This window comes from Lysobacter zhanggongensis, assembly GCF_046638635.1.
In the GTDB taxonomy this organism is placed as follows: Bacteria; Pseudomonadota; Gammaproteobacteria; order Xanthomonadales; family Xanthomonadaceae; genus Novilysobacter; species Novilysobacter luteus.
On record NZ_JBJXHK010000016.1, the window covers coordinates 16346 to 36495 of the forward strand.

Sequence of the window (20150 nt, forward strand, 5' to 3'; positions counted from 1 at the left end):
TGCACCTGCTGCTTCATTCACCCTGCCGTTTCGGAGGTGGATGGCCTGGACCAACGCGAGTGCCGGCAGATCGGACGCCCGCCCCCGGGCACGCCTGCCCGCTCATGCCATTCGCGCTCTGTGATACCTCGGCGTCTTAACCTTCCCAGTTCCGCTACCCATGGAATTGCCGCCATGTGCTACTCGGCCCGGATCCGCGCTGACTACGCCAAGTTCGTCCGCCAGTACGACGCGTCGGTCAGCCTGGAGGACTTCTTCCAGCTGTACTGGCTGCGCCAGCAGGACGGCAAGGCCAAGGTGCCGCGCGCGCTGGACGCCGCGTTCCTGGACGACCCGGCCGCCGCCCGGCTGCACCCGCTGATCCACGCGCACGCCGCGGCCGAGGCCACCCGGCTGGAGCAGGAGCTTTTCACCCAGCGCGCGCGGCTGGTCAAGGCAGAGCGCGTGCTGGCAACCAAACCGACCAAGAAGGCCGCCGACGACCAGCGCATCGCCACCAGCAAGATCGCGAAGGCACAGGCACGGATGGCGGAACTCAAGCGCCCGCCCGGCGACGACGACGCACGCATCTACCCCGGCTACTTCGCACCGGTGATGGTGGCCGAGCGCGGCCAGCGCGTGGTCAGGCCGATGCGCTACCAGTGCCGCCCCTGCGGCAAGCCGGCCGATTACGACCGCAAGTACCCCGGCACCTACAACGCCCGGCGCGACAACCTGGAAGGCTTCTGGAAGGAACAGTTCGGCCATACCCACGGCGTCGCGGTGCTGACCGCCTTCCACGAGCACGTGCCGCGCCACGCCGCCGAAGGCCGGGCGCTGGAGCCCGGCGAGAAGGAATCGACCGTGGTGCTGGAGTTCCGGCCCGACCCGCCGCAGGACATGCTGGTGGCGTGCCTGTGGTCACGCTGGACCGGCCCGGATGGCGAGGAGTTGCTGTCGTTCGCCGCCATCACCGACCACCCGCCGCCCGAAGTGGCCGCCGCCGGCCACGACCGCTGCGTGATCCCGATCAAGCCCGAGCACCTGGACGCCTGGCTCAACCCCGACCCGGCGCACCTGGCGGCGCAGTACGCGATCCTGGATGACCGCCAGCGGCCTTATTACGGGCACCGGATGGCGGCGTAGCGAACCCACTCGCCCTATAGGGCATCGCCACCGGCTTGGGATGTGAGTGATCCCATTTGGAAGCCCTTGAATCAGCCCCACCTTGCCGCAGTGCTGACCACCCCACGTGCGATCCTGCGGCCATGCTCTCCATCATCATTCCCGCCCATGACGAGGCCGCGCTGATCGGCGCCACGCTCGACGCGCTGGCACGGGCGACCACAGCGCTTGAGCTGCCGCACGAAGTGATCGTGGTGGACGACGCCTCCACCGACCGCACCGGCGACATCGCGGCGGAACGGGGCGCGCAGGTGTTGCGCGTCGAGCACCGGCAGATCGCGGCCACGCGAAACGCCGGCGCCGCCGTGGCGCGCGGGGATCGGCTGTTGTTCCTGGACGCGGACACCCTTGTGGATACCGCAGTGCTCGCCGCCGCCATGGCGGCCCTGGACCGCGGCGCCGTGGGCGGTGGCTGCGCCGTGCGGTTCGACGGCAACGTGCGCTGGCACGAGCGCGTCTTCACCGCGGGCGTGATGCATGTGTTCCGCTGGACCGGCATCGCCCCCGGCTGCTTCCTGTTCTGCACCCGCGACGCCTTCGACCGGGCCGGCGGCTTTGACGAACACTGGTACGCCGGCGAAGACGTCGCCATGAGCCGCGCCCTCGCCGCCCAGGGCACCTTCACCATCCTGCGCGAAGCCGTCCACACCTCCGACCGCAAGCTGCGGACCTTCGGGGTCCGCGAACACCTGCGCCTGCTCGGCCGGTTCCTTCGACACGGACGCAGCATGCTGGCCTCGCGCCAGCACTTGGCGCTCTGGTATGCGAAGCGGCGGGATACGGAGTAGCCCGTCTACCCGGCTGATCGAAAGCTGCCTTGCACCTCGCTCGAGTCAGGGCAAGGGCGCCAGACCCAGTTCGACCAGAAATGCGTTGTGTCGAACCTTCGCTTCGATCAACTCCTTTTCGATCTTCAACAGGTCACCGTGCACGCCGGCGAGGTCGATCTCCTCCTCCGGCTCGGCCGTGCTGACGTAGCGCGAGATATTGAGGTTGTAATCGTTGTCGACGATCTCCTGCATCGGCACCCGGCGCGAGAAGCGCTCGTTCTCGGTACGGTCGCGGTAGGCGCCGATGATCCGCTCGATATCCTCGTCGGACAGGTGGTTCTGGCGCTTGCCCTTGGTGAAATGCTCGGCGGCGTTGATGACCAGCACGTCGTCGGGCTTCTTGCACTTCTTCAGCACCAGGATGCAGACCGGGATGCCGGTGGAATAGAACAGGTTGGCCGGCAGGCCAATCACCGTGTCGATGTGGCCGTCATCCAGCAGCTTGCGACGGATGTTCGCCTCCTTGCCGCCGCGGAACAGCACGCCGTGCGGCAGGATGATGGCCATTACGCCGTCATCCTTCAGGTAATGCAGGCCGTGCAGCAGGAAGGCGAAGTCGGCGGCGCTCTTGGGCGCGACGCCGTGGTTGGAAAAGCGCGGATCGTCCTTGGTCGCGTCCTTCGGCTCCCAGCGGTAGCTGAAGGGCGGATTGGCCACCACCGCGTCGAAGGCCGGCTTCTTCGCCGGGTTGGTCTCGCGCAGCCAGTCCCAGTCGTTGGCCAGCGTGTCGCCGTGATGGATCTCGAATTCGGTGTCCTTTACCCCGTGCAGCAGCATGTTCATGCGCGCCAAGTTGTAGGTGGTGATGTTGGATTCCTGGCCCACGATGCGGCCGATCTGCCCACCCGCCTCCTTCACGCGGTGTCGCACGTTGAGCAGCAGCGAGCCGGACCCACAGGCAAAGTCGAACACGCTGCCCAGTGACCGGCGCGGTCCCGATGACGGCTCCTGGCTGTCCAGCGTGACGATCGCGGAGAGGATGCTGGAGACCTGTTGCGGCGTGTAGAACTCGCCGGCCTTTTTGCCGCTGCCCGCGGCGAACTGACCGATCAGGTACTCATAGGCATCGCCCAGCGTGTCGGTGTCCGTGGAGAACCCGGCCAGGCCTTCGGCAATGCGGCCAATGATGGTCGCGAGCTTGGCGTTGCGTGCGGCGTAGTCTCGGCCCAGCTTGTCCGAGGACAGGTTGATCTCGGAGAACAACCCCTGGAAATGACTTTCGAAGGACTGTTCCTCGATGTACTTGAAGCCCTTCTGCAGCGTATCCAGCAGCGCGCCGTCCTGTGTCCGCGCCAGGTGCACAATGTTTGTCCACAGATACGGCGGCTCGATCACGTAATGCGCCTTGCGCCGCATCTGCTGCTCGAACTGCGTCACGTCACCGGGGTTCTGCGCATACCAAACCGACAGCGGCGTCCTGCCGCCATTGCCGATGGCATCCGGGTTCGGGTAGTCCGTGCCGAGCTCACGCTTCGCGGCCGCCTCGTAGTTGTCTGACAGGTAGCGCAGGAACAGGAAGGACAGCATGTAGTCGCGAAAATCGTCCGCGTTCATGCTGCCGCGCAGCTTGTCGGCGATGTCCCACAGGGTCTTGCCGAGTTGCTTCTGGTCGTTCTCAGTCATGTTGCCGACTCTTCGTTTGCGATGGGCTCTGCAGGAAAGAGCGCCCTGTTGTAGGGGTAGCGATCAAGGAATTGACGCACGATCGTCCGGAAATATCGCTTTGTCTCGTCGCCCATCGTTTCGGGCTCGTAGAGCGAATACTTACCGTGGCTCAGCAAGTCGACGAAGCGCTGATGCAGAACACCATCGGCATCGTCCGGCCCCGTCTTGATGCACGCCGAGAAGTGCGTGTAACCAAGAAACAACGCCGTCTTTTCCAGAACGGCGCGCAGCATATTGAAATGATGAGTGTGGATGTCGTCTCCCCGCGCCACCTTGTCCAGCTCCACCAATGCGGCGACGTGGTGAAACGCCGGCGTGTCACCCTTCTGCTGGACTAACGTGTAGCGGCGGGTTGCCCGTGGGCAAGCGAGCACATGGTGCATTGCTTTGTTGCCAAAGCCATTCTTCAGCTCGTAGTACAAGACATTGAAGAACAAATGGTGATGCGTGGATATGACGGTCGAGACCTTGATCCGATCCGTTTCAATGTCGCCGGAATCGTTTCGCGCAATGTCCCGGTAAAGCTGCACGAGGTGGTTGGCGACTACGATGGCGTTGTGCTCGTCCAGCGACGAGATCGGGTCATCGATGTAGACGTACTTCACCCACGCGTACGCCTCAGCGCCGTCCAGCACCAGCTGCACGATGGCCAGGAAGAAGCACCAGATAAAGATGTTCTCCTCGCCACGCGACACCTTGATGTCGTCAACCGTGGTCGTCGCACCGTTTCGAGTCTCCTCGCGGGAGAAGCTCACCGTCCAGGCAGCTGTGTCGATGCGGAAGTCGAAGTCCGCATAACGGCTTAGCAACGGCCGGATACGGTTGTCCATCTCCAGCTCGGCGAGCCCGGCAAAGAAGCGGGAATCGCTGTTGATCTTCAACACCCGCCGGCTGTCGTTGGCGAGGTCGTTGTCCCACTGGAACAGGTCCTCGGTGAAGGCGTTGAAGTACAAGGTGTCACGCGCGGTCACCTCGCCATCGGCGTCCACTGTCTTGCCGATGTTCTTGAAAGCCGTGGACAGGCGTGTCTTGCCCGTGCCGTTGTAGGCATAGAGCAGCACGAACTTCTTGGTGTCGAGCTGCGCACGCAAATGCTGTGCGAGTTCAGGCAGATCGGCGAAGGTGTTGCTCATGGCTTCTTGCGCCGCTTGATCCGGTTTTCCAAGGCTGCAAGCTCGGCCTCGTCGGCAGCATCGGCCGCGCGCGCTTCTTCCTTCTTCCGCTGTTCATCGAAGCCTAGCCAGCGCGCGCCGGTGGTCGCTTCCATCTGCTCGCGGCTGACGGTGCCGGGACCTTCGAGCAGGGCAAAGCCGTTGCTGGCGATGATCTGACCGATGTTGTCCATCCAGAAGCGCATGGGGATGTCCTGCCGGCGCTTGGCACGCAGCTCGGCGGTTTCCAGGAAGATCACCACCAGCCGGTTGAGGGTGTCGATCTCGTCCTCGGTCAGGTAGTTCTTGGCCACCACGATGTCGTGCTTGCGCACCCGTCCGCCGCTCCAGCTGCGCAGGCCGAAGTGCGGGTCGTCCGGGTTGGCCCGGGCCAGGATCAGCTCGGCGGCAGTGTGGCCGGTGACCGCGTACAGCAAAAGATTCTGCACGGTGGCGAAGAAGGTCTGGGTGGCGCGGTCGGTCTTGTCGTAATCGATGCTCAGCGCGAACAGGTCGCGGACCTTCTGGTAGAAGCGCTTCTCCGAGGCGCGGATGTCGCGGATGCGCGCCAGCATCTCGTCGAAATGGTCCGGGCGACCGTCCGGGTTCTTCAGGCGCTCGTCGTCCATGACGAAGCCCTTGACGAGGTATTCCTTCAGCGCAGTGGTGGCCCAGCGGCGGAACTGCACGCCGCGCGGCGAACGCACGCGATAGCCCACGGCGAGGATGGCGTCGAGGTTGTACAGCCTGGTGCGGTAGTCCTTGCCGTCTGCGGCAGTTGTCAAGGATTCCTTGACAACTGAATCCACGTCCAACTCCTTGTCTTCAAAGATGTTTTTCAAGTGCAGGGAGATGTTCTGCTTGGTGGCGGCAAACAGCTCCGCCATCTCCGCCTGCGTCAGCCACACCGTCTGCCCGTCGGCACGCAGCTGGATGCGGCTGGCGCCGTCCTCGGTGGTGTAGAGGATCAGTCCGCTCATGCGCAAGTCGCCTCCGGCGCGGGGAACAGCTGCTGCATCAGGCCCTGCTTGTGGGTCTTGAGGGTGGCGAGCAGGTCTGCTTCGGCGGTGATCCGGGTGTCGAGGGAGCTAAGGCAGTCGGCGATGCGTTTTTGCTCGGTCTCCGTCGCCGGAACTGAACACTCGACAGACTTAAGTACATCTACCGACAACCCAGGTTGAGCTTGGCCCGTAGCGTACTTGTTCAATTCCAGTTTCCCTAGCGTGTAGTAGAGCCACGTGACATTTACGCCGGCCTGCGGTGTTGCCACGAGCGCGTGCTCTGTGGCGTGAAACTCACCCTTGGCAAATTGAACATTTCCACAGAGCGCCCCTTGCCGACCAATGAGCGGAAACACGCCCGAGTGAGTGAAGGATTTCGTAAATCCACGCAGGCCGTTGCCGCCGTAGCACGAATATGTGCCCTCGCCCGGCTCATCGGAAATCTCCGAAGCCGAGACGAACTTGCCTGCTTGCATGTCGCAAACACGATTCAGCGTTGTCCACTTCCACTCCGGCGCATCGCGGAACTCGGGGAAGCGCAGGCGGGGGCGGGTTTCGCCTTCGCGGGGGAAGAGCTGCTGCATCAGGCCGCGCTTGTGCGCCTTCAACGCCTCCACCTTGCACCCCTGCACGGCAATCACCTCGTCCAGCGACGTCAGGCAGTCGGCAATCTTTTTTTGCTCGGCGAGCGAAGGTAGTGTCACCTGGAGGCGAGCGAGATCCTTGTAGTAGATGCGTACGCGAACACTGCCGTCGCCGCCCTCGGTTACGAACTTCTCCCATGCGCCTGATTGCCTGAAGTGATCCAGATACGCGGGGGCGATCTCCGAACCAAGGCCTTTCGAGCATTGGAAAACAACGTAGTCCGGGCTAACGAGAATGTCGCTGTCGCCTTGCCATCGCGCGATCGAGCCGATATTGAGACGCATGGGATTGTAGGCAAACCAATCCTTCTGAACGACCTTGTATCGTGCGATATCCGACGCGATCAGCCGCTCCTCCATCGGGACGATGCCTTCCGCCTTCGTTACTCCCATTACCGATTTCGTCGAAAGCCCATCGACATTGCGAGTGATGCTCTCAGACGTCAAATCCTTGAGATGAACTTCGCGGAATGGCTTCCCAACGAACTCTGGAAACCGCAACCTCGGCACCGCCGTCTTCGCGCCCTGCTTCGCCATCACCGCGCATCCTCCCAAGCCCTCAGCCCGGCAATCTCGCGCCCGGCGGCACGCTTGCGCAGCAGCGGTGCCAGCTCTGCCATCAGCTGGCCTTCCTTCTGCGCGCGGGCTTTCCAGCCCAGTTCCAGCGGGCCGAGCAGGTCGGTGAGCGCTTCGCCGTCGAAGATGCGGCGGGCCAGCACGGCCTCGACGAAGGCACTGAGTGCCTCCATCGCAAGACCGTGCCGTTCGGCAAGCCCGGCCAGCGCGCGGGCGGCCTTGTCCTTCTTGAACGCCTCGTAACCGGCGCGGATGGCGGCCTCGTCGAGGCCGGCGCCGGCCTTCAGGCTGTGCACGTATTCGGTGATGTCCTCGCGCTCGTCGATGAACTTGGCGTCACCCGCGATCAGGCCGGCCAGCTCCTCGCGGCTCATGCTGGCCTTGCCGGCCGGCTGCATGGAGATGTCCGCCGCCAGCTTCATGATGTAGTCGTAGTCGATGGTGGCAGAGGCGAACAGCACGAACTCGAAGTCGAGCTGGTCGACTTCGTTTTCCTCGCCGCCCGCGTCCTTGCCCTTGCCCTGCTGGGCGCGCAGGCGCTGCGCGGTTTCCAGGTACGCGCCGCGGAAGGCGCGGTGCTCGTCGGTGGGCAGCACCTGCTCGATCTGCTGCGCCTGCTCGGGGGTGAGGTCGGTGTACTGGTCGAGCTGGGTCTTGAGCTTCTGCACTTCCTTGAAGTGTTCGACGAAGCCGGCCCGGGCGGCGTCGCCCTTGAGGTTGGGAATGTCGTCGGGTTCGCCGGTCAGGCCCTGCGAGTGCAGGAAGGTGGCGAGCCTGTCGCGGGCGTCCTTCAGTTTTTCGATCACCACCGGCGCCGGGTCCACCAGCCAGATGGTGCGCGCCTGCTCGGCCTTGACGCCCGAGAACAGCGCGATGGCGGCATCCACTTCCTTCTGCTGGCCGCGGAAGTCGAGGATGTTCCCGTAGGGCTTGGAATCGTTGAGCACGCGGTTGGTGCGGGAAAACGCCTGGATCAGGCCGTGGTGCCTGAGGTTCTTGTCCACGTACAGGGTGTTGAGGTACTTGCTGTCGAAGCCGGTGAGCAGCATGTCCACCACGATGGTGATGTCGAGCTTTTCCGCGCCCTTGCCCGGCAGGTCGGCGTTGGCGAACTGCTGGCTCTTGATGCGCTGCTGCACGTCCTGGTAGTAGGCGTCGAACTCGGCGATGCGGTGGTTGGTGCCGAAGCGCGCGTTGTAGTCGGCGATGATGGCGGTCAGCGCGGCCTTCTTGCCTTCCGGGTCCTGCCTGTTGTCTTCCAGCTCGTTGGGCAGGTCTTCCTGCAGCTGGCGCACGTCGGCGCTGACATCGCCCGGCGGGGAAAACACCGCGGCCACGCGGAGCGGCCGGTAATCCGGGTCGGCTGCCTGTTTCTCCGCCTGCACGGTCTGGAACAGCGCGTGGTATTCGATGGCGTCGTTGATGCTGGCCGTGGCGAGGATGGCGTTGAACTTGCGGTCAGAGGTGGCGATGTCGTGGCGCGCCAGGATGGCCTCGACCACGGCGCGCTTGGCCAGGGTTTCACCCGGTTTGACCGGGTGGGTGCCGTCGGGCTTGAAGTAGTCCACGTGGAAGCGCAGGACGTTCCTGTCCTCGATGGCGTGGGTGATGGTGTATTCGTGCAGGCACTGCTGGAACAGGTCCTGCGTGGTCTTGAGGGTCTGCTCTTCGCCTTCGATGCGCTTGTAGCTGGCGTTGGCCTCGAAGATCGGGGTGCCGGTGAAGCCGAACAGCTGCGCCTTCGGGAAGAACTCTCGGATGGCCTGGTGGTTGTCGCCGAACTGGCTGCGGTGGCATTCGTCGAAGATGAAGACGATGCGCTTGTCGCGCAGCGCGGCGAGCTGTTCGGCATGGCTGGCCAACCCGCGCTTCTCGCGGCCGCGGTTGCGGGTGCTGGATTCGTCCAGCGCCAGGCCCAGCTTCTGGATGGTGCAGACGATCACCTTGTCGGCGGCATCCTCGCTCAGCATGCGCCGCACCAGCGCGCCGGTGTTGGTGTTCTCCTCCACGCAGCCGGGCTGGAAGCGGTTGAATTCCTCGCGGGTCTGCCGGTCCAGGTCCTTGCGGTCGACCACGAACAGGCACTTGGCGATGTCCGGGTTGTGCTTGAGCAGGGTGGAGGCCTTGAAGCTGGTCAGCGTCTTGCCGCTGCCGGTGGTGTGCCAGACGTAGCCGTTGCCGAGATTTTTGTCGATACACTCGACGATGTTCTTGACCGCGTAGATCTGGTACGGCCGCATCATCAACAGCTTCTGCTCGCCCTGCACCAGCACCATGTAGCGGCTGATCATGTGGCCCAGCGTGCACTTGGCGAGGAATGCATCGGCAAAGGCGTCCAGGCCGGTGATCTTGCGGTTGTCCGGCGCGGCGTATTCGTACACCGGCAGGAACTGCTCCCTGGCGTCAAAGGCGAAGTGGCGGGCGTTGTTGTTGGCGAAGTAGTAGGTGTGGTCGCGGTTGCTGACCACGAACAGCTGGATGAAGCACAAGAGCGTGCGCGCATAGCCGCTGCCGACGTCGGCCTTGTACTGGACGATCTGCTCCATCGCCCGGCGAGGATTGATGCCGAGCGTCTTCAGCTCGATCTGCACCACCGGCACGCCGTTGATCAGCAGCACCACGTCGAAGCGGTGGTGGCTGTAGTCGGTGTTGATGCGCAGCTGGCTGGCGACCTCGAAGGTGTTCTTGCACCAGTCGCTGATGTTGACCAGCGTGTAGTTGAGCGGCGTGCCGTCGTCGCGGGTGAAGGCGTTGCGGTGGCGCAGGGTGTGGGCGGCGGCGAAGACGTCGGGGGTGACGATCTCGTCCAGCAGGCGGGCAAACTCGGCATCGGTCAGGGTGACCCGGTTCAACGCCTGGAAGTGCTGGCGGAAGTTGGCTTCCAGCGCGGCGCGGTCGCGGATGTCCGGGCGCAGGGTGTACTTGAGTTCGCCGAGCTTTTCGATCAGCTCCTGCTCGATGGTGGCTTCCCTGACGCGCATGACATCCCCCATTTGACCCTCACAAGCCGGTGGCTGTGAGCCGCCGACTGGCAGAGAAGCTTACGTTCGATTTCGACGGGACAACAGAAAAGGGCGGCATCAGCCGCCCTTTTCCAGATCTACAAGACTCAAACCGAAATCGGATTCAGCTTATCCGTATCGATCCTGTACTCCTTGATCGCCCGCGCCACATCCTTCGCCGCCATCTTCCCTTCCGCCGCCAGCGCCGCAATCGCCGCATGCGCCACGTGGTACCGGTCCACCTCGAAGTGGCTGCGCAGGTTCGCCCGGGTGTCGCTGCGGCCGAAGCCGTCGGTGCCCAGCACGGTGTAGTGCATCGGCACGTAGGCGCGGACCTGCTCGGGGTAGGCGCGGATGTAGTCGGTCGAGACGATCGCCGGGCCTTGGCGGCCTTCCAGCAGGCTGGTGATGTACGCCTTGCGCGGGGCCTTCGACTCGGGGTTCATGCGGTTGTACCGCTCGGCGTCCACACCGTCACGCGCCAGCTCGTTGAAGCTCGGGCAGGACCAGATGTCGGCCGTGACGCCAAAATCCTTCTCCAGCAGTTCGGCCGCTGCGATGACCTCGCGCAGGATGGTGCCGCTGCCCATCAGCTGCACGCGCAGCTCGCCCTTCTTGGCCTTGCCGGCGTCCTTCAGCAGGTACATGCCCTTGATGATCCCCTCCGCGCTGCCCTCGGGCATGTCCGGGTGGGTGTAGTTCTCGTTCATCAGGGTGATGTACCAGTACTCGTCGACCTGGTCCTCGAGCATGCGCTTCATACCGTGCTGCAGCAGGGTGACCACCTCGTAGCTGAAGGTCGGGTCGTAGCTGCGCACGTTCGGGATCAGCCCGGCCTGCATCATGCTGTGGCCGTCTTCGTGCTGCAGGCCCTCGCCGTTGAGCGTGGTGCGGCCGGCGGTGGCGCCCAGCAGGAAGCCGCGCGCACGCATGTCGGCGGCCTGCCACGCGGAGTCGCCGATGCGCTGGAAGCCGAACATCGAGTAGTAGATGTAGAACGGCAGCAGCTGCAGGTTGTTGGTGCTGTAGCTGGTGGCGCAGGCCATCCAGCTGGCGAAGGCGCCGGCCTCGGTGATGCCTTCCTCCAGCACCTGCCCGGCGACGTCTTCGCGGTAGTACATCAGCTGGTCACGGTCGACCGGCTTGTACTTCTGGCCGTGCGGCGAGTAGATGCCCAGCTGGCGGAACATGCCCTCCATGCCGAACGTGCGCGCCTCGTCGGCGACGATCGGCACGCAGCGCGGGCCCACCTGCTTGTCGCGCAGGGTGATGCTGAGCGCCTGCACGAACGCCATGGTGGTGCTGATCTCGCGCTCGCCGGTGGACTTGAGCAGGCGCTCGAACACCTCGAGCTTGGGCGCGGCAAGCGACTCGCTCGACTTGCGCCGGCGCTGCGGCAGGAAGCCGTTGAGCGCGGCGCGGCGCTCCTTCATGTACTGCACTTCCTCGGAGTCTTCGCCGGGGTGGTAGAACGGCACCTTGCCCTCGGCCAGCTGCTCGTCGGTCACCGGCACGTTGAAGCGGTCGCGGAACACCCGCACCGCCTCGTCGTCCATCTTCTTGGTGCCGTGGGTCGGGTTGAGCGACTCGCCGGCCAGGCCCATGCCGTAGCCCTTGACCGTCTTGGCCAGGATGACGGTGGGCATGCCGGTGTTGTTCACGGCCTGGTGGTAGGCGGCGTACACCTTGTGCGGGTCGTGGCCGCCGCGGTTGAGGCGCCACACGTCCTCGTCGCTCATGTTGGCGACCAGCTTGGCGGTCTCCGGGTACTTGCCGAAGAAGTTCTCGCGGGTGTACTTGCCGCCGAACGCCTTGCAGTTCTGGTACTCGCCGTCGACGGTTTCCATCATCAGCTGGCGCAGCTTGCCGGACGTATCGCGGGCGAGCAGCGGATCCCAATAGCTACCCCAGATGGTCTTGATGACGTTCCAGCCGGCGCCGCGGAAGTTGCCTTCCAGCTCCTGGATGATCTTGCCGTTGCCGCGCACCGGCCCGTCCAGGCGCTGCAGGTTGCAGTTGATGACGAAGATCAGGTTGTCCAGGCCCTCGCGGCCGGCGATGGAGATCGCGCCCAGGCTCTCGGGCTCGTCGGTCTCGCCGTCGCCGAGGAAGCACCAGACCTTGCGGTCGGTCTTGGGCATCAGGCCGCGGCCTTCCAGGTACTTCCAGTTGCGCGCCTGGTAGATCGCCGCCAGCGGGCCCAGGCCCATCGACACGGTCGGGGTCTGCCAGTAGTCGGGCATCAGCCACGGGTGCGGGTAGCTGCTCAGCCCCTTGCCGCCGGTCTCCATGCGGAAGCAGTCGAGCTGGTCCTCGCTGATGCGGCCTTCAAGGAACGAGCGGGCGTAGATGCCCGGCGAGCTGTGGCCCTGGATGTACAGCAGGTCGCCCGGGTGGTCTTCGGACGGGGCGCGCCAGAAGTGGTTGAAGCCGACGTCGTACAGCGTGGCGCCCGAGGCGAAGCTGGCGATGTGGCCGCCCAGGTCGCCCGGCTTGCGGTTGGCGCGCACGACCATCGCCATCGCGTTCCAGCGGATGATCGAGCGGATCTTCCACTCCATTGCCGCGTCGCCCGGGCTCTTGGCCTCCAGGTGCGGCGGGATGGTGTTGATGTATTCGGTGGTAGGCGCAAACGGCAGGTGCGCCCCGGCGCGTCGGCTGACCTCGACCATGCCCTCGAGCAGCGCGTGCGCCCGGTCGGTGCCGTCGCGCGCGATGACCGCCTCGATCGACTCGATCCACTCCTGGGTCTCGGTGGGGTCGGGATCGTCCTGCAGCAGGTCGGTGAACGGGCTTTCGTAGGTCGTGGTCATGCGCCTCGCGGCCCCTTGGCCGCGCCTCGTAATGGGGGTGGAGAGATTGCTTCGATTCTATCAGCGGGGGTCGCGGCGGGGCTGGCCGCGGCTGGCGGAATGGGGATGCGGGGGCGTATGGGGGGCCCATCCTGTAGGAGCGGCTTCAGCCGCGATCAAACGGCCGCCGGCCCGCGCTTGACCAATTGATCGCGGCTGAAGCCGCTCCTACAACGGCGTGGGGGTTGGACCGATGGGGAGACGCGGGGATCCCCGCTGTTTGGCGGGCGCGTGGTTAACCACGCTTGCCGGATGGGACACGCCCGCCTGCGCATCGGCCGCCAATCGCTCACCGGCCAGGTTTACCTGATCACCTTTGCCACCGTTGATCGGGCCCGGACCTTCGCCGACTGGGCGGTCGCCGCAGAGGCCTGCCGGGTGATGTCGGCTACGCCGGCGTGGCAGCGCTCGCGGCTCCTCGCCTGGGTGTTGATGCCGGACCACTGGCATGGGCTGGTGGAACTGGGTGGCTTCGACTCGCTGCCGACCTGCGTCGGGCGACTGAAGGGCCGCAGCGCGCGACTGCTTCGTCAGGCCCACCCGGGCATAGGGCCGACCGTCTGGGCCCCCGCCTACCACGACCGGGCGTTGCGCGCGGAGGAGCAGTTGGTGGATGCCGCGCGGTACGTGGTGATGAATCCGGTTCGCGCCGGGCTGGTGCGGCGGGTCGCGGATTACCCGTATTGGGATGCGGTGTGGGTTTGATGCGGCCCAGGTCTGTAGGAGCGGCTTCAGCCGCGATCCTCAATCGGCACAGGTTGCCGTTAGTTGGATCGCGGCTGAAGCCGCTCCTACAGGTAATGCGGCGTTACCGCTCGCGGGCGGCGCGGATCTGGGCGTCGACGGCGGCGATGGCGGTCAGGTTGACGATGCGGCGGGAGGTCGAGTCCGAGGTCAGGATGTGCGCTGGCTTGTCCAGGCCCATCAGGATCGGGCCGATGGCCACGCCGTCGGTCGCCACGCGGAACATGTTGTAGGTGATGTTGGCCGCGTCCAGGTTGGGCAGGACGAACAGGTTGGGCCGGCCGCGCAGGGTGGTATTGGGGAAGATCCGCTTGCGCAGGGCTTCGCTCCACGCGGTGTCGGCCATCATCTCGCCGTCGACCTCGAGCTTGGGCACGCGCTGGGCGAGGATCTCGCGGACCTTGCGCATCTTCGCCGCCGACGGGTTGTCGTGGCTGCCGTAGTTGGAGTGCGACAGCAGCGCCACCTTGGGCTCCACGCCGAACAGCTTGAGCCGGTAGGTGGCCTGCATCGTCGCTTCGGCGATCTGCTCGGCGGTCGGGTCCAGCTGCACGTGGGTGTCCAGGAAGAACCACGCGCCGGCGTCGTTGATCACGCCGGTCATCGCCGCCGTGCCGGTGACGCCACGGTCGAAGTCGAACACGCTGCGCAGGTAGCCCAGCTTCTTGTGGAAGCGCCCGACCACGCCGCAGATCAGCGCGTCGGCCTCGCCCCGCTCCACCATCAGCGCGGCGATCAGGCTCGGGCGCGAGCGCAGCAGGCTCTTGGCGGCCTCCACGGTGACGCCGCGGCGTTCGGTCAGCGCGTGGTACTGCTGCCAGTACTCGTCGAAGCGCGGGTCGGAATGGATGTTGGTCAGTTCGAAGTTGACACCCTCGCGCATGCGCAGGCCGAGCTTCTCGATGCGCGCGTTGATGACCTCCGGGCGGCCGATCAGGACCGGGAACGCCAGCCCTTCGTCGACCACCGTCTGCACAGCGCGCAGCACCACGTGCTCCTCGCCCTCGGCGTACACCACGCGCTTGCGGGTATGGCGGGCGCGGTCGTAGACCGGCTTCATCAGCAGGCCGGTGCGGTAGATGAACTGGCCGAGGGTTTCCTCGTAGGCGGCCATGTCGGTGATCGGCCGGGTCGCCATGCCCGAGTCCATCGCCGCCTTCGCCACCGCCGGCGCCAGCATCACCAGCAGGCGCGGGTCGAACGGGCGCGGGATGAGGTATTCCTCGCCAAAGGTCGGGATCTCGCTGCCGTATGCGGCGGCCAGGTCACCGGCCTCCATCCGCGCCAGCTGGGCGATCGCGTGCACGCAGGCCAGCTTCATCGCCTCGTTGATCTCGCGCGCGCCCACGTCCAGCGCGCCGCGGAAGATGTACGGGAAGCACAGCGCGTTGTTGACCTGGTTGGGGTAGTCCGAGCGCCCGGTGGCGATGATCGCGTCGGGTCGGACCGCCTTGGCCGCCTCGGGCAGGATTTCCGGGTACGGGTTGGCGAGCGCCAGGATGATCGGCCGCTCGGCCATGGTCGCGACCATCTCCGGCTTGAGGATGCCGCCGGCCGAGAGCCCGAGGAACACATCGGCGCCCGCCACGATCTCGGCCAGCTCGCGCTTGTCGGTGTCGGACGCGTAGCGCGCCTTGTCGGGGTCGAGGTTGGGGCGGCCCGTGTGGATCACGCCGTCGCGGTCGAACGCGATGATGTTTTCCTTGCGCACGCCCAGCGCGACCAGCATGTCCAGGCAGGCGATGCCGGCCGCGCCGGCACCGGTGGTGGCCAGGCGGATGTCGCCGATCTGCTTGCCGGCCACTTCCAGTGCGTTGAGCACGGCCGCGCCAACGATGATCGCGGTGCCGTGCTGGTCGTCGTGGAACACCGGGATGTTCATGCGCTGGCGCAGCTTGCGCTCGACGATGAAACACTCCGGCGCCTTGATGTCTTCCAGGTTGATGCCGCCGAAGGTCGGTTCCAGCGACGCGATGATGTCGACCAGCTTGTCGGGGTCGCGCTCGTCGATCTCGATGTCGAACACGTCGATGCCGGCGAACTTCTGGAACAGCACGCCCTTGCCTTCCATCACCGGCTTGCCCGCCAGCGGGCCGATGTCGCCCAGCCCCAGGACCGCGGTGCCGTTGGACACCACCGCCACCAGGTTGCCGCGCGCGGTGTAGTCGAACGCCGTGGTCGGGTCGGCGGCGATCTCCTCGCACGCGAACGCCACGCCCGGCGAGTACGCCAGCGCGAGGTCGCGCTGGGTCACCATCGGCTTGGTCGCGGTGACCTTGATCTTTCCGGGCGGGCTCAGGCGGTGGTAGTCGAGCGCGGCTTGGCGGAAATCGTCGGCGTGCTTGGAGTCGGTGTCTGACATTGCCTGGGGGTGCGACCGGAGGAACCAGCGATTCTAGCCACCGCGGGGTGCACGCGCCGGCACGGCAGTCGGCCTTTCGGTCTCAGATGTCGAAGAATCCGCTGTCGTCGACCGCGTCCAGCCGGATCTGGTTGGCGAACAGCGAAAACGCCAGGACTCCCGCCAGGCCGTTGGCGCGGGCCACCCAGCGCGGCATCCAGCGCGGCGGCAGCAGCACGCCGGCCTCGAACAGCGGGGCGAAGCGCTGCACGTCGGCCAGGGTCATCTTGCCGGCGAACAGCCAGCGGCACAGGCGCAGCTGGCGCGTGCGCAGCGCCCAGCGGAAGAACGTGTGCACGCCGATCAGGCCGCGCAGGTACACCGCGTCCTTGGTGAACGCCGCGCCGCCGGTCACCGGCACACCACGGAATACGCGCTGGGCCGAGGCAAAGCTCTCCTCGGGGCTCTGGCCGGCATCCACGAAATAGCGGAACACCTCGATGAAGTCGGCGCCCTCCAGCGCCATCGCCACCGCTTCGATCCGCAGGCTCAGCCGCTTCATCCGACTGATGTCGATGCTGCCGGTGATCTGCTCGGCAAACGTCGCCAGCCCTTCCTGGGTGGCGGTGGCGCGCGGCGACGACAGCGCCAGGCTGGCCAGCACCGGCTGCTCGCGGCCGTTGAGCGCGCTGAGCGAATGCACGAACGCCTCGTGCTGCAGCAGCTGGTCGCGGTCGTAGTCGCTGAACGATGCGGTGGTGCGCAGCCGGATGCGGGTGGCACCGGCGGCGGCCTTGGCGATCAGGTCGGGATCGAGCTCGACGTCGATCACCCGCTCGCCGAAGTAGTCGTCGAGGTCGCGCTGCAACTGCAACTGCAACGCGGTGGCGGAGATGGTGACGTGCTCGGACGGCGCCAGCAGCTCGCGGTCGAACTCGTCGGCGATGGACAGGAAGTGGCGGGCCGCGACGCGGGCGTCCGGGCCGTCGCCGGGCAGCGGATCGAACGGGCTGCCGTACAGCTGGATGGACAGGTCGGTAACCGCCGCGGTGCCGAGGTGTTCGCACAGCTGGGCGGCGGTGTCCCAGCTGCGGCAGGCATCGATCAGGTACTGGCCGAGCGGGTGTTCGGGGTCTGCCTCGGCGGCGACAGCGGCGAGCTCGGAGCGGGTCGCGGAAAAGTCGTGCCGCGGGTACTCGATGACCGGCATGCGGACCACGCCGCGGGCGTACTCGGCGACGAAGTCGGTCTCCATCCCGGCCGGCCAGCTGGCCAGGTTCAGCAGCCGCACGTCGCGCGCCGCCTCCACCATGCGCGCGTCGAGCGCGGCATGGTGGGTGACGTCGGGCGGGAAGGTCGCGTGGGTCATCCGGCGGGCGCTCGCTCTGCGTGGGTGCGCGTCGTCTGGAGCTTACCCCGGGCGGGCGTGGGGTGGCCTTGGTTTGTAGGAGCGGCTTCAGCCGCGATCGGATGGTCGTCCGCCCGCGCCGACTCCACGATCGCGGCTGAAGCCGCTCCTACCGATGCGTTGTCAGCGTTTGCCGTTACGGTTGTCAGCGCTTTCCGTTGCGGTTGTCGGGCTTGCCGGTGGGCGGCTTTCCGGGCGCCTTCTTGTCGACGCTCTGCGCGCGACGGTGGGCAAGCCGGTCGGCGGCGCCGGCCACCTCGTCACCCAGCTTGAGGTAGTTGGCGAAGCGTTGCGGGTCGAGCCGGCCGCCCTCGATCGCCGCTCGCACCGCGCAGCCCGGCTCTTTCAGGTGCCGGCAGTCGCGGAAGCGGCACTCGGCCGCCAATGCCTCGACGTCGCTGAAGTTCTCGGCGACATCCTCCTCGCCGGTGGGCTTGAGCTCGCGCATGCCCGGAGTGTCGATCAGGCAGGCACCGGTCGGCAGCGGAATCAACGCGCGGTGGGTGGTGGTGTGGCGCCCGCGCGCGTCGGACTCGCGCACCTCGCCGGTCTTCATCCGTTCGATGCCGAGCAGCGTATTGGTCAGGGTCGACTTGCCGGCACCGGAACTGCCCACCAGCACCGCGGTGCGGCCGGGCCTGAGCCACGGCTTTAGCGCGGCGACGCTGTCGGGGTCGCGCGCATTGACCGCACGTACCGCGATGTCCTGCGCGGCCAGCTCCACCAGCGCCGCGAGCGAGCCGGGCACGTCGTCGACCTGGTCGGACTTGGTCAGCACCACCACCGGCTCGGCTCCGCTGCCCTGCACCAGCAGCAGGTAGCGCTCGATCCGGCGCGGGTTGAAGTCGGCGTCCAGGCCGCAGACCACGAACACGGTGTCGACGTTGGCGGCGATCAACTGCTGGCGGTAGTGCTCACCGGCGGCGCCGCGCTTGATCGCGCTGCGGCGCGGCAGCAACGCGACGATCTGGTCCTTGCCGGTCGCCGGCTCGATCAGCACCCAGTCGCCGACCGCAGCGCGCTGCTCCGGCGGGATGCCTCCCTTCTTGTAGCTCGGCGGGCGCTGCCACTCGGGCAGCGACTCCACGGTGAACCCGGTGTCGGGGCCGTCGGCGACGACATAGCCACTGCGGTGCTGCTCGATCACCCGGACCGGGCGGGCATCGGGGTGCTGCAACAGCGCTTCGCGCCATTCGGCGACCGCGGGCTGGCCGTCGTCGTCGAGCGGCCAGCCGATCGCCTGCAGGGCGAGTTCAAGGGTCATGTTTCCGGGCGCGGCGTAGTCATGGGGCGGATTCTAGCCGTGGCCGTGCGGCCCGTTGCGCGCCGCCCGTTCATACCCGGTCGGGAATTCACTCCCCGGAGGTAGGAGCGACGTAAGTCGCGACCTGTACATCGTTTCCTGGGGGGTACGGAATCGCGACTTACGTCGCTCCTACGGGGGCCCGGCGCGAGGGTCCGGATGCCGGGGCTTTTCCGCTAGGCTGGCGGCTCCCCCATTCGCCCCTGCACCGATGTCGCCGCCGACCCTCGCCACCCGCGCCCGCCTGTCCGAAGTCCGTTACGAAATCCGCGGCGAGCTCGCCCGCCGGGCGCGCGAGCTGGAGGCCCAGGGACGGACCCTGATCAAGCTCAATATCGGCAATCCGGGCGCATTCGGTTTCCGTGCACCCGAGCATCTGCAGCAGGCGATCGCCGGACGCATCGCCGACACCGACCCCTACACCCACCAGCAGGGCCTGCCGGCCGCGCGCGAGGCCATTGCCACGTTCCACCACCAGCGCGGCACGCCCCATGCCAGCGCCGAACGGGTATTCATCGGCAACGGCGTCAGCGAGCTGATCGACCTGTCGCTGCGTGCGCTGCTGAACCCGGGCGACGAGGTGCTGCTGCCATCGCCCGACTACCCGCTGTGGTCGGCCGCGACGATCCTCAACGACGGCCGGCCGGTGTACTACCGCTGCCACCCCGACAATGGCTTCCTGCCCGACCCGGACGAGATCGAGGCACTGGTGACCCCGCGCACGCGGGCAATCGTGCTCATCAACCCGAACAACCCGACCGGCGCGACCTACCCGCGCGAGCTCCTTGAGCGCATCGTCGCGATCGCCGCGCGCCACGGCCTGCTGCTGATGGCCGACGAGATCTACGACTCGATCCTGTATGACGGCGCCGGCTTCGAGCCGCTGGCACCGCTCGCCGGCGACGTTCCGTGCCTGTCGTTCGGCGGCCTGTCGAAGGTGCATCGCGCCTGCGGCTGGCGGGTGGGCTGGGCGGTTCTGTCGGGCGACCCGATCGCCAGCGGCGAGTTCCACCACGCGATGGACCTGCTGGGCGCGCTGCGCCTGTGCGCCAACGTGCCGGGGCAATTCGCGATCGAGGCCGCGCTGCACGGCGAGGACACGATCGCGCCGCTGTGCGCGCCCGGCGGGCGGCTTTACGAGGCGCGCCGCGCGGTGGTGGAAAGCGTTGCCGCCAGCGAGCATCTGTCGCTGGTCGCACCGGCGGGCGCGCTGTACGCGTTCCCGGCGGTCACCGGCGAGGCGGCCCACGGTTTCGACGACCACGCGTTCGCGCTCGAGCTGATGGAGACCGAAGGGGTGCTGGTGGTGCCCGGCTCGAGCTTCAACGTGCCCTACCGCAACCATTTCCGCGTGACCCTGCTGCCGCAGCCGGACGAACTGCGCGAGGTGTTCGCGCGCATCGAGCGGGTGCTGGCGCGGCGCGTCGAATCCTCCACCGGCGCGCGTACCGCCGTCGCCTGACAGACCA

The 20150-nt window shown here is 66.4% G+C and carries 13 protein-coding genes; 4 read left to right on the forward strand and 9 right to left on the reverse strand.

The features are described from left to right. The first annotated feature begins 174 nt into the window (after window positions 1–174). Window positions 175–1125: an SOS response-associated peptidase family protein gene (locus ACKVMH_RS04620; RefSeq protein ID WP_412699419.1), complete on the forward strand. Its 951-nt coding sequence runs from the start codon at window positions 175–177 to the stop codon at window positions 1123–1125. 122 nt (window positions 1126–1247) lie between these two features. After that, on the forward strand, window positions 1248–1952 hold the full coding sequence (locus ACKVMH_RS04625) for a glycosyltransferase (protein WP_412699437.1): 705 nt from the start codon (window positions 1248–1250) through the stop codon (window positions 1950–1952). A 45-nt stretch (window positions 1953–1997) separates the two neighbouring features. Here ACKVMH_RS04625 and ACKVMH_RS04630 read toward each other — a convergent pair whose 3' ends face one another. From ACKVMH_RS04630 to aceE, 6 genes are all read right to left on the reverse strand, one after another. Next, the gene (locus ACKVMH_RS04630; protein ID WP_412699420.1) at window positions 1998–3617 is read right to left on the reverse strand and encodes a type I restriction-modification system subunit M; all 1620 of its coding nucleotides are present in this window, start codon (window positions 3615–3617) and stop codon (window positions 1998–2000) included. Continuing rightward, window positions 3614–4792: an anticodon nuclease gene (locus ACKVMH_RS04635; protein ID WP_412699421.1), complete on the reverse strand. Its 1179-nt coding sequence runs from the start codon at window positions 4790–4792 to the stop codon at window positions 3614–3616. Before ACKVMH_RS04635 ends, ACKVMH_RS04630 begins: the two co-directional genes overlap by 4 nt. Continuing rightward, window positions 4789–5790: a virulence RhuM family protein gene (locus ACKVMH_RS04640; protein WP_412699422.1), complete on the reverse strand. Its 1002-nt coding sequence runs from the start codon at window positions 5788–5790 to the stop codon at window positions 4789–4791. Before ACKVMH_RS04640 ends, ACKVMH_RS04635 begins: the two co-directional genes overlap by 4 nt. Continuing rightward, window positions 5787–6992: a restriction endonuclease subunit S gene (locus ACKVMH_RS04645; RefSeq protein ID WP_412699423.1), complete on the reverse strand. Its 1206-nt coding sequence runs from the start codon at window positions 6990–6992 to the stop codon at window positions 5787–5789. The genes ACKVMH_RS04640 and ACKVMH_RS04645 overlap by 4 nt, the downstream gene beginning before the upstream one ends. Continuing rightward, window positions 6992–10012, reverse strand: a complete 3021-nt coding sequence (locus ACKVMH_RS04650) for a type I restriction endonuclease subunit R (protein WP_412699424.1) — start codon at window positions 10010–10012, stop codon at window positions 6992–6994. Before ACKVMH_RS04650 ends, ACKVMH_RS04645 begins: the two co-directional genes overlap by 1 nt. A 128-nt stretch (window positions 10013–10140) precedes the next feature. Continuing rightward, entirely contained in the window at window positions 10141–12846 is a 2706-nt protein-coding gene (gene aceE, locus ACKVMH_RS04655; RefSeq protein WP_412699425.1) for a pyruvate dehydrogenase (acetyl-transferring), homodimeric type, read from the reverse strand. A gap of 291 nt (window positions 12847–13137) precedes the next feature. Between aceE and ACKVMH_RS04660 the strand changes: the two genes are divergently transcribed. After that, the gene (locus tag ACKVMH_RS04660; protein WP_412699426.1) at window positions 13138–13590 is read left to right on the forward strand and encodes an REP-associated tyrosine transposase; all 453 of its coding nucleotides are present in this window, start codon (window positions 13138–13140) and stop codon (window positions 13588–13590) included. A 103-nt stretch (window positions 13591–13693) separates the two neighbouring features. Here ACKVMH_RS04660 and ACKVMH_RS04665 read toward each other — a convergent pair whose 3' ends face one another. The 3 genes from ACKVMH_RS04665 to rsgA all read right to left on the reverse strand — a co-directional run bounded on the left by ACKVMH_RS04665 (window position 13694) and on the right by rsgA (window position 18642). Next, window positions 13694–15991, reverse strand: a complete 2298-nt coding sequence (locus tag ACKVMH_RS04665; RefSeq protein WP_412699427.1) for an NADP-dependent malic enzyme — start codon at window positions 15989–15991, stop codon at window positions 13694–13696. A gap of 82 nt (window positions 15992–16073) precedes the next feature. Beyond that, window positions 16074–17339, reverse strand: a complete 1266-nt coding sequence (locus ACKVMH_RS04670) for a flavohemoglobin expression-modulating QEGLA motif protein (RefSeq protein WP_412699428.1) — start codon at window positions 17337–17339, stop codon at window positions 16074–16076. 184 nt (window positions 17340–17523) lie between these two features. Next, a complete protein-coding gene (rsgA, locus tag ACKVMH_RS04675; RefSeq protein WP_412699429.1) occupies window positions 17524–18642 on the reverse strand; it encodes a ribosome small subunit-dependent GTPase A in 1119 nt (372 codons plus the stop codon). 250 nt (window positions 18643–18892) lie between these two features. On the opposite strand from rsgA, the gene ACKVMH_RS04680 reads away from it, so the two are divergent. After that, window positions 18893–20143, forward strand: coding sequence for a pyridoxal phosphate-dependent aminotransferase (locus tag ACKVMH_RS04680; protein ID WP_412699430.1), 1251 nt, complete (start codon window positions 18893–18895; stop codon window positions 20141–20143). Window positions 20144–20150 lie beyond the last annotated feature (7 nt).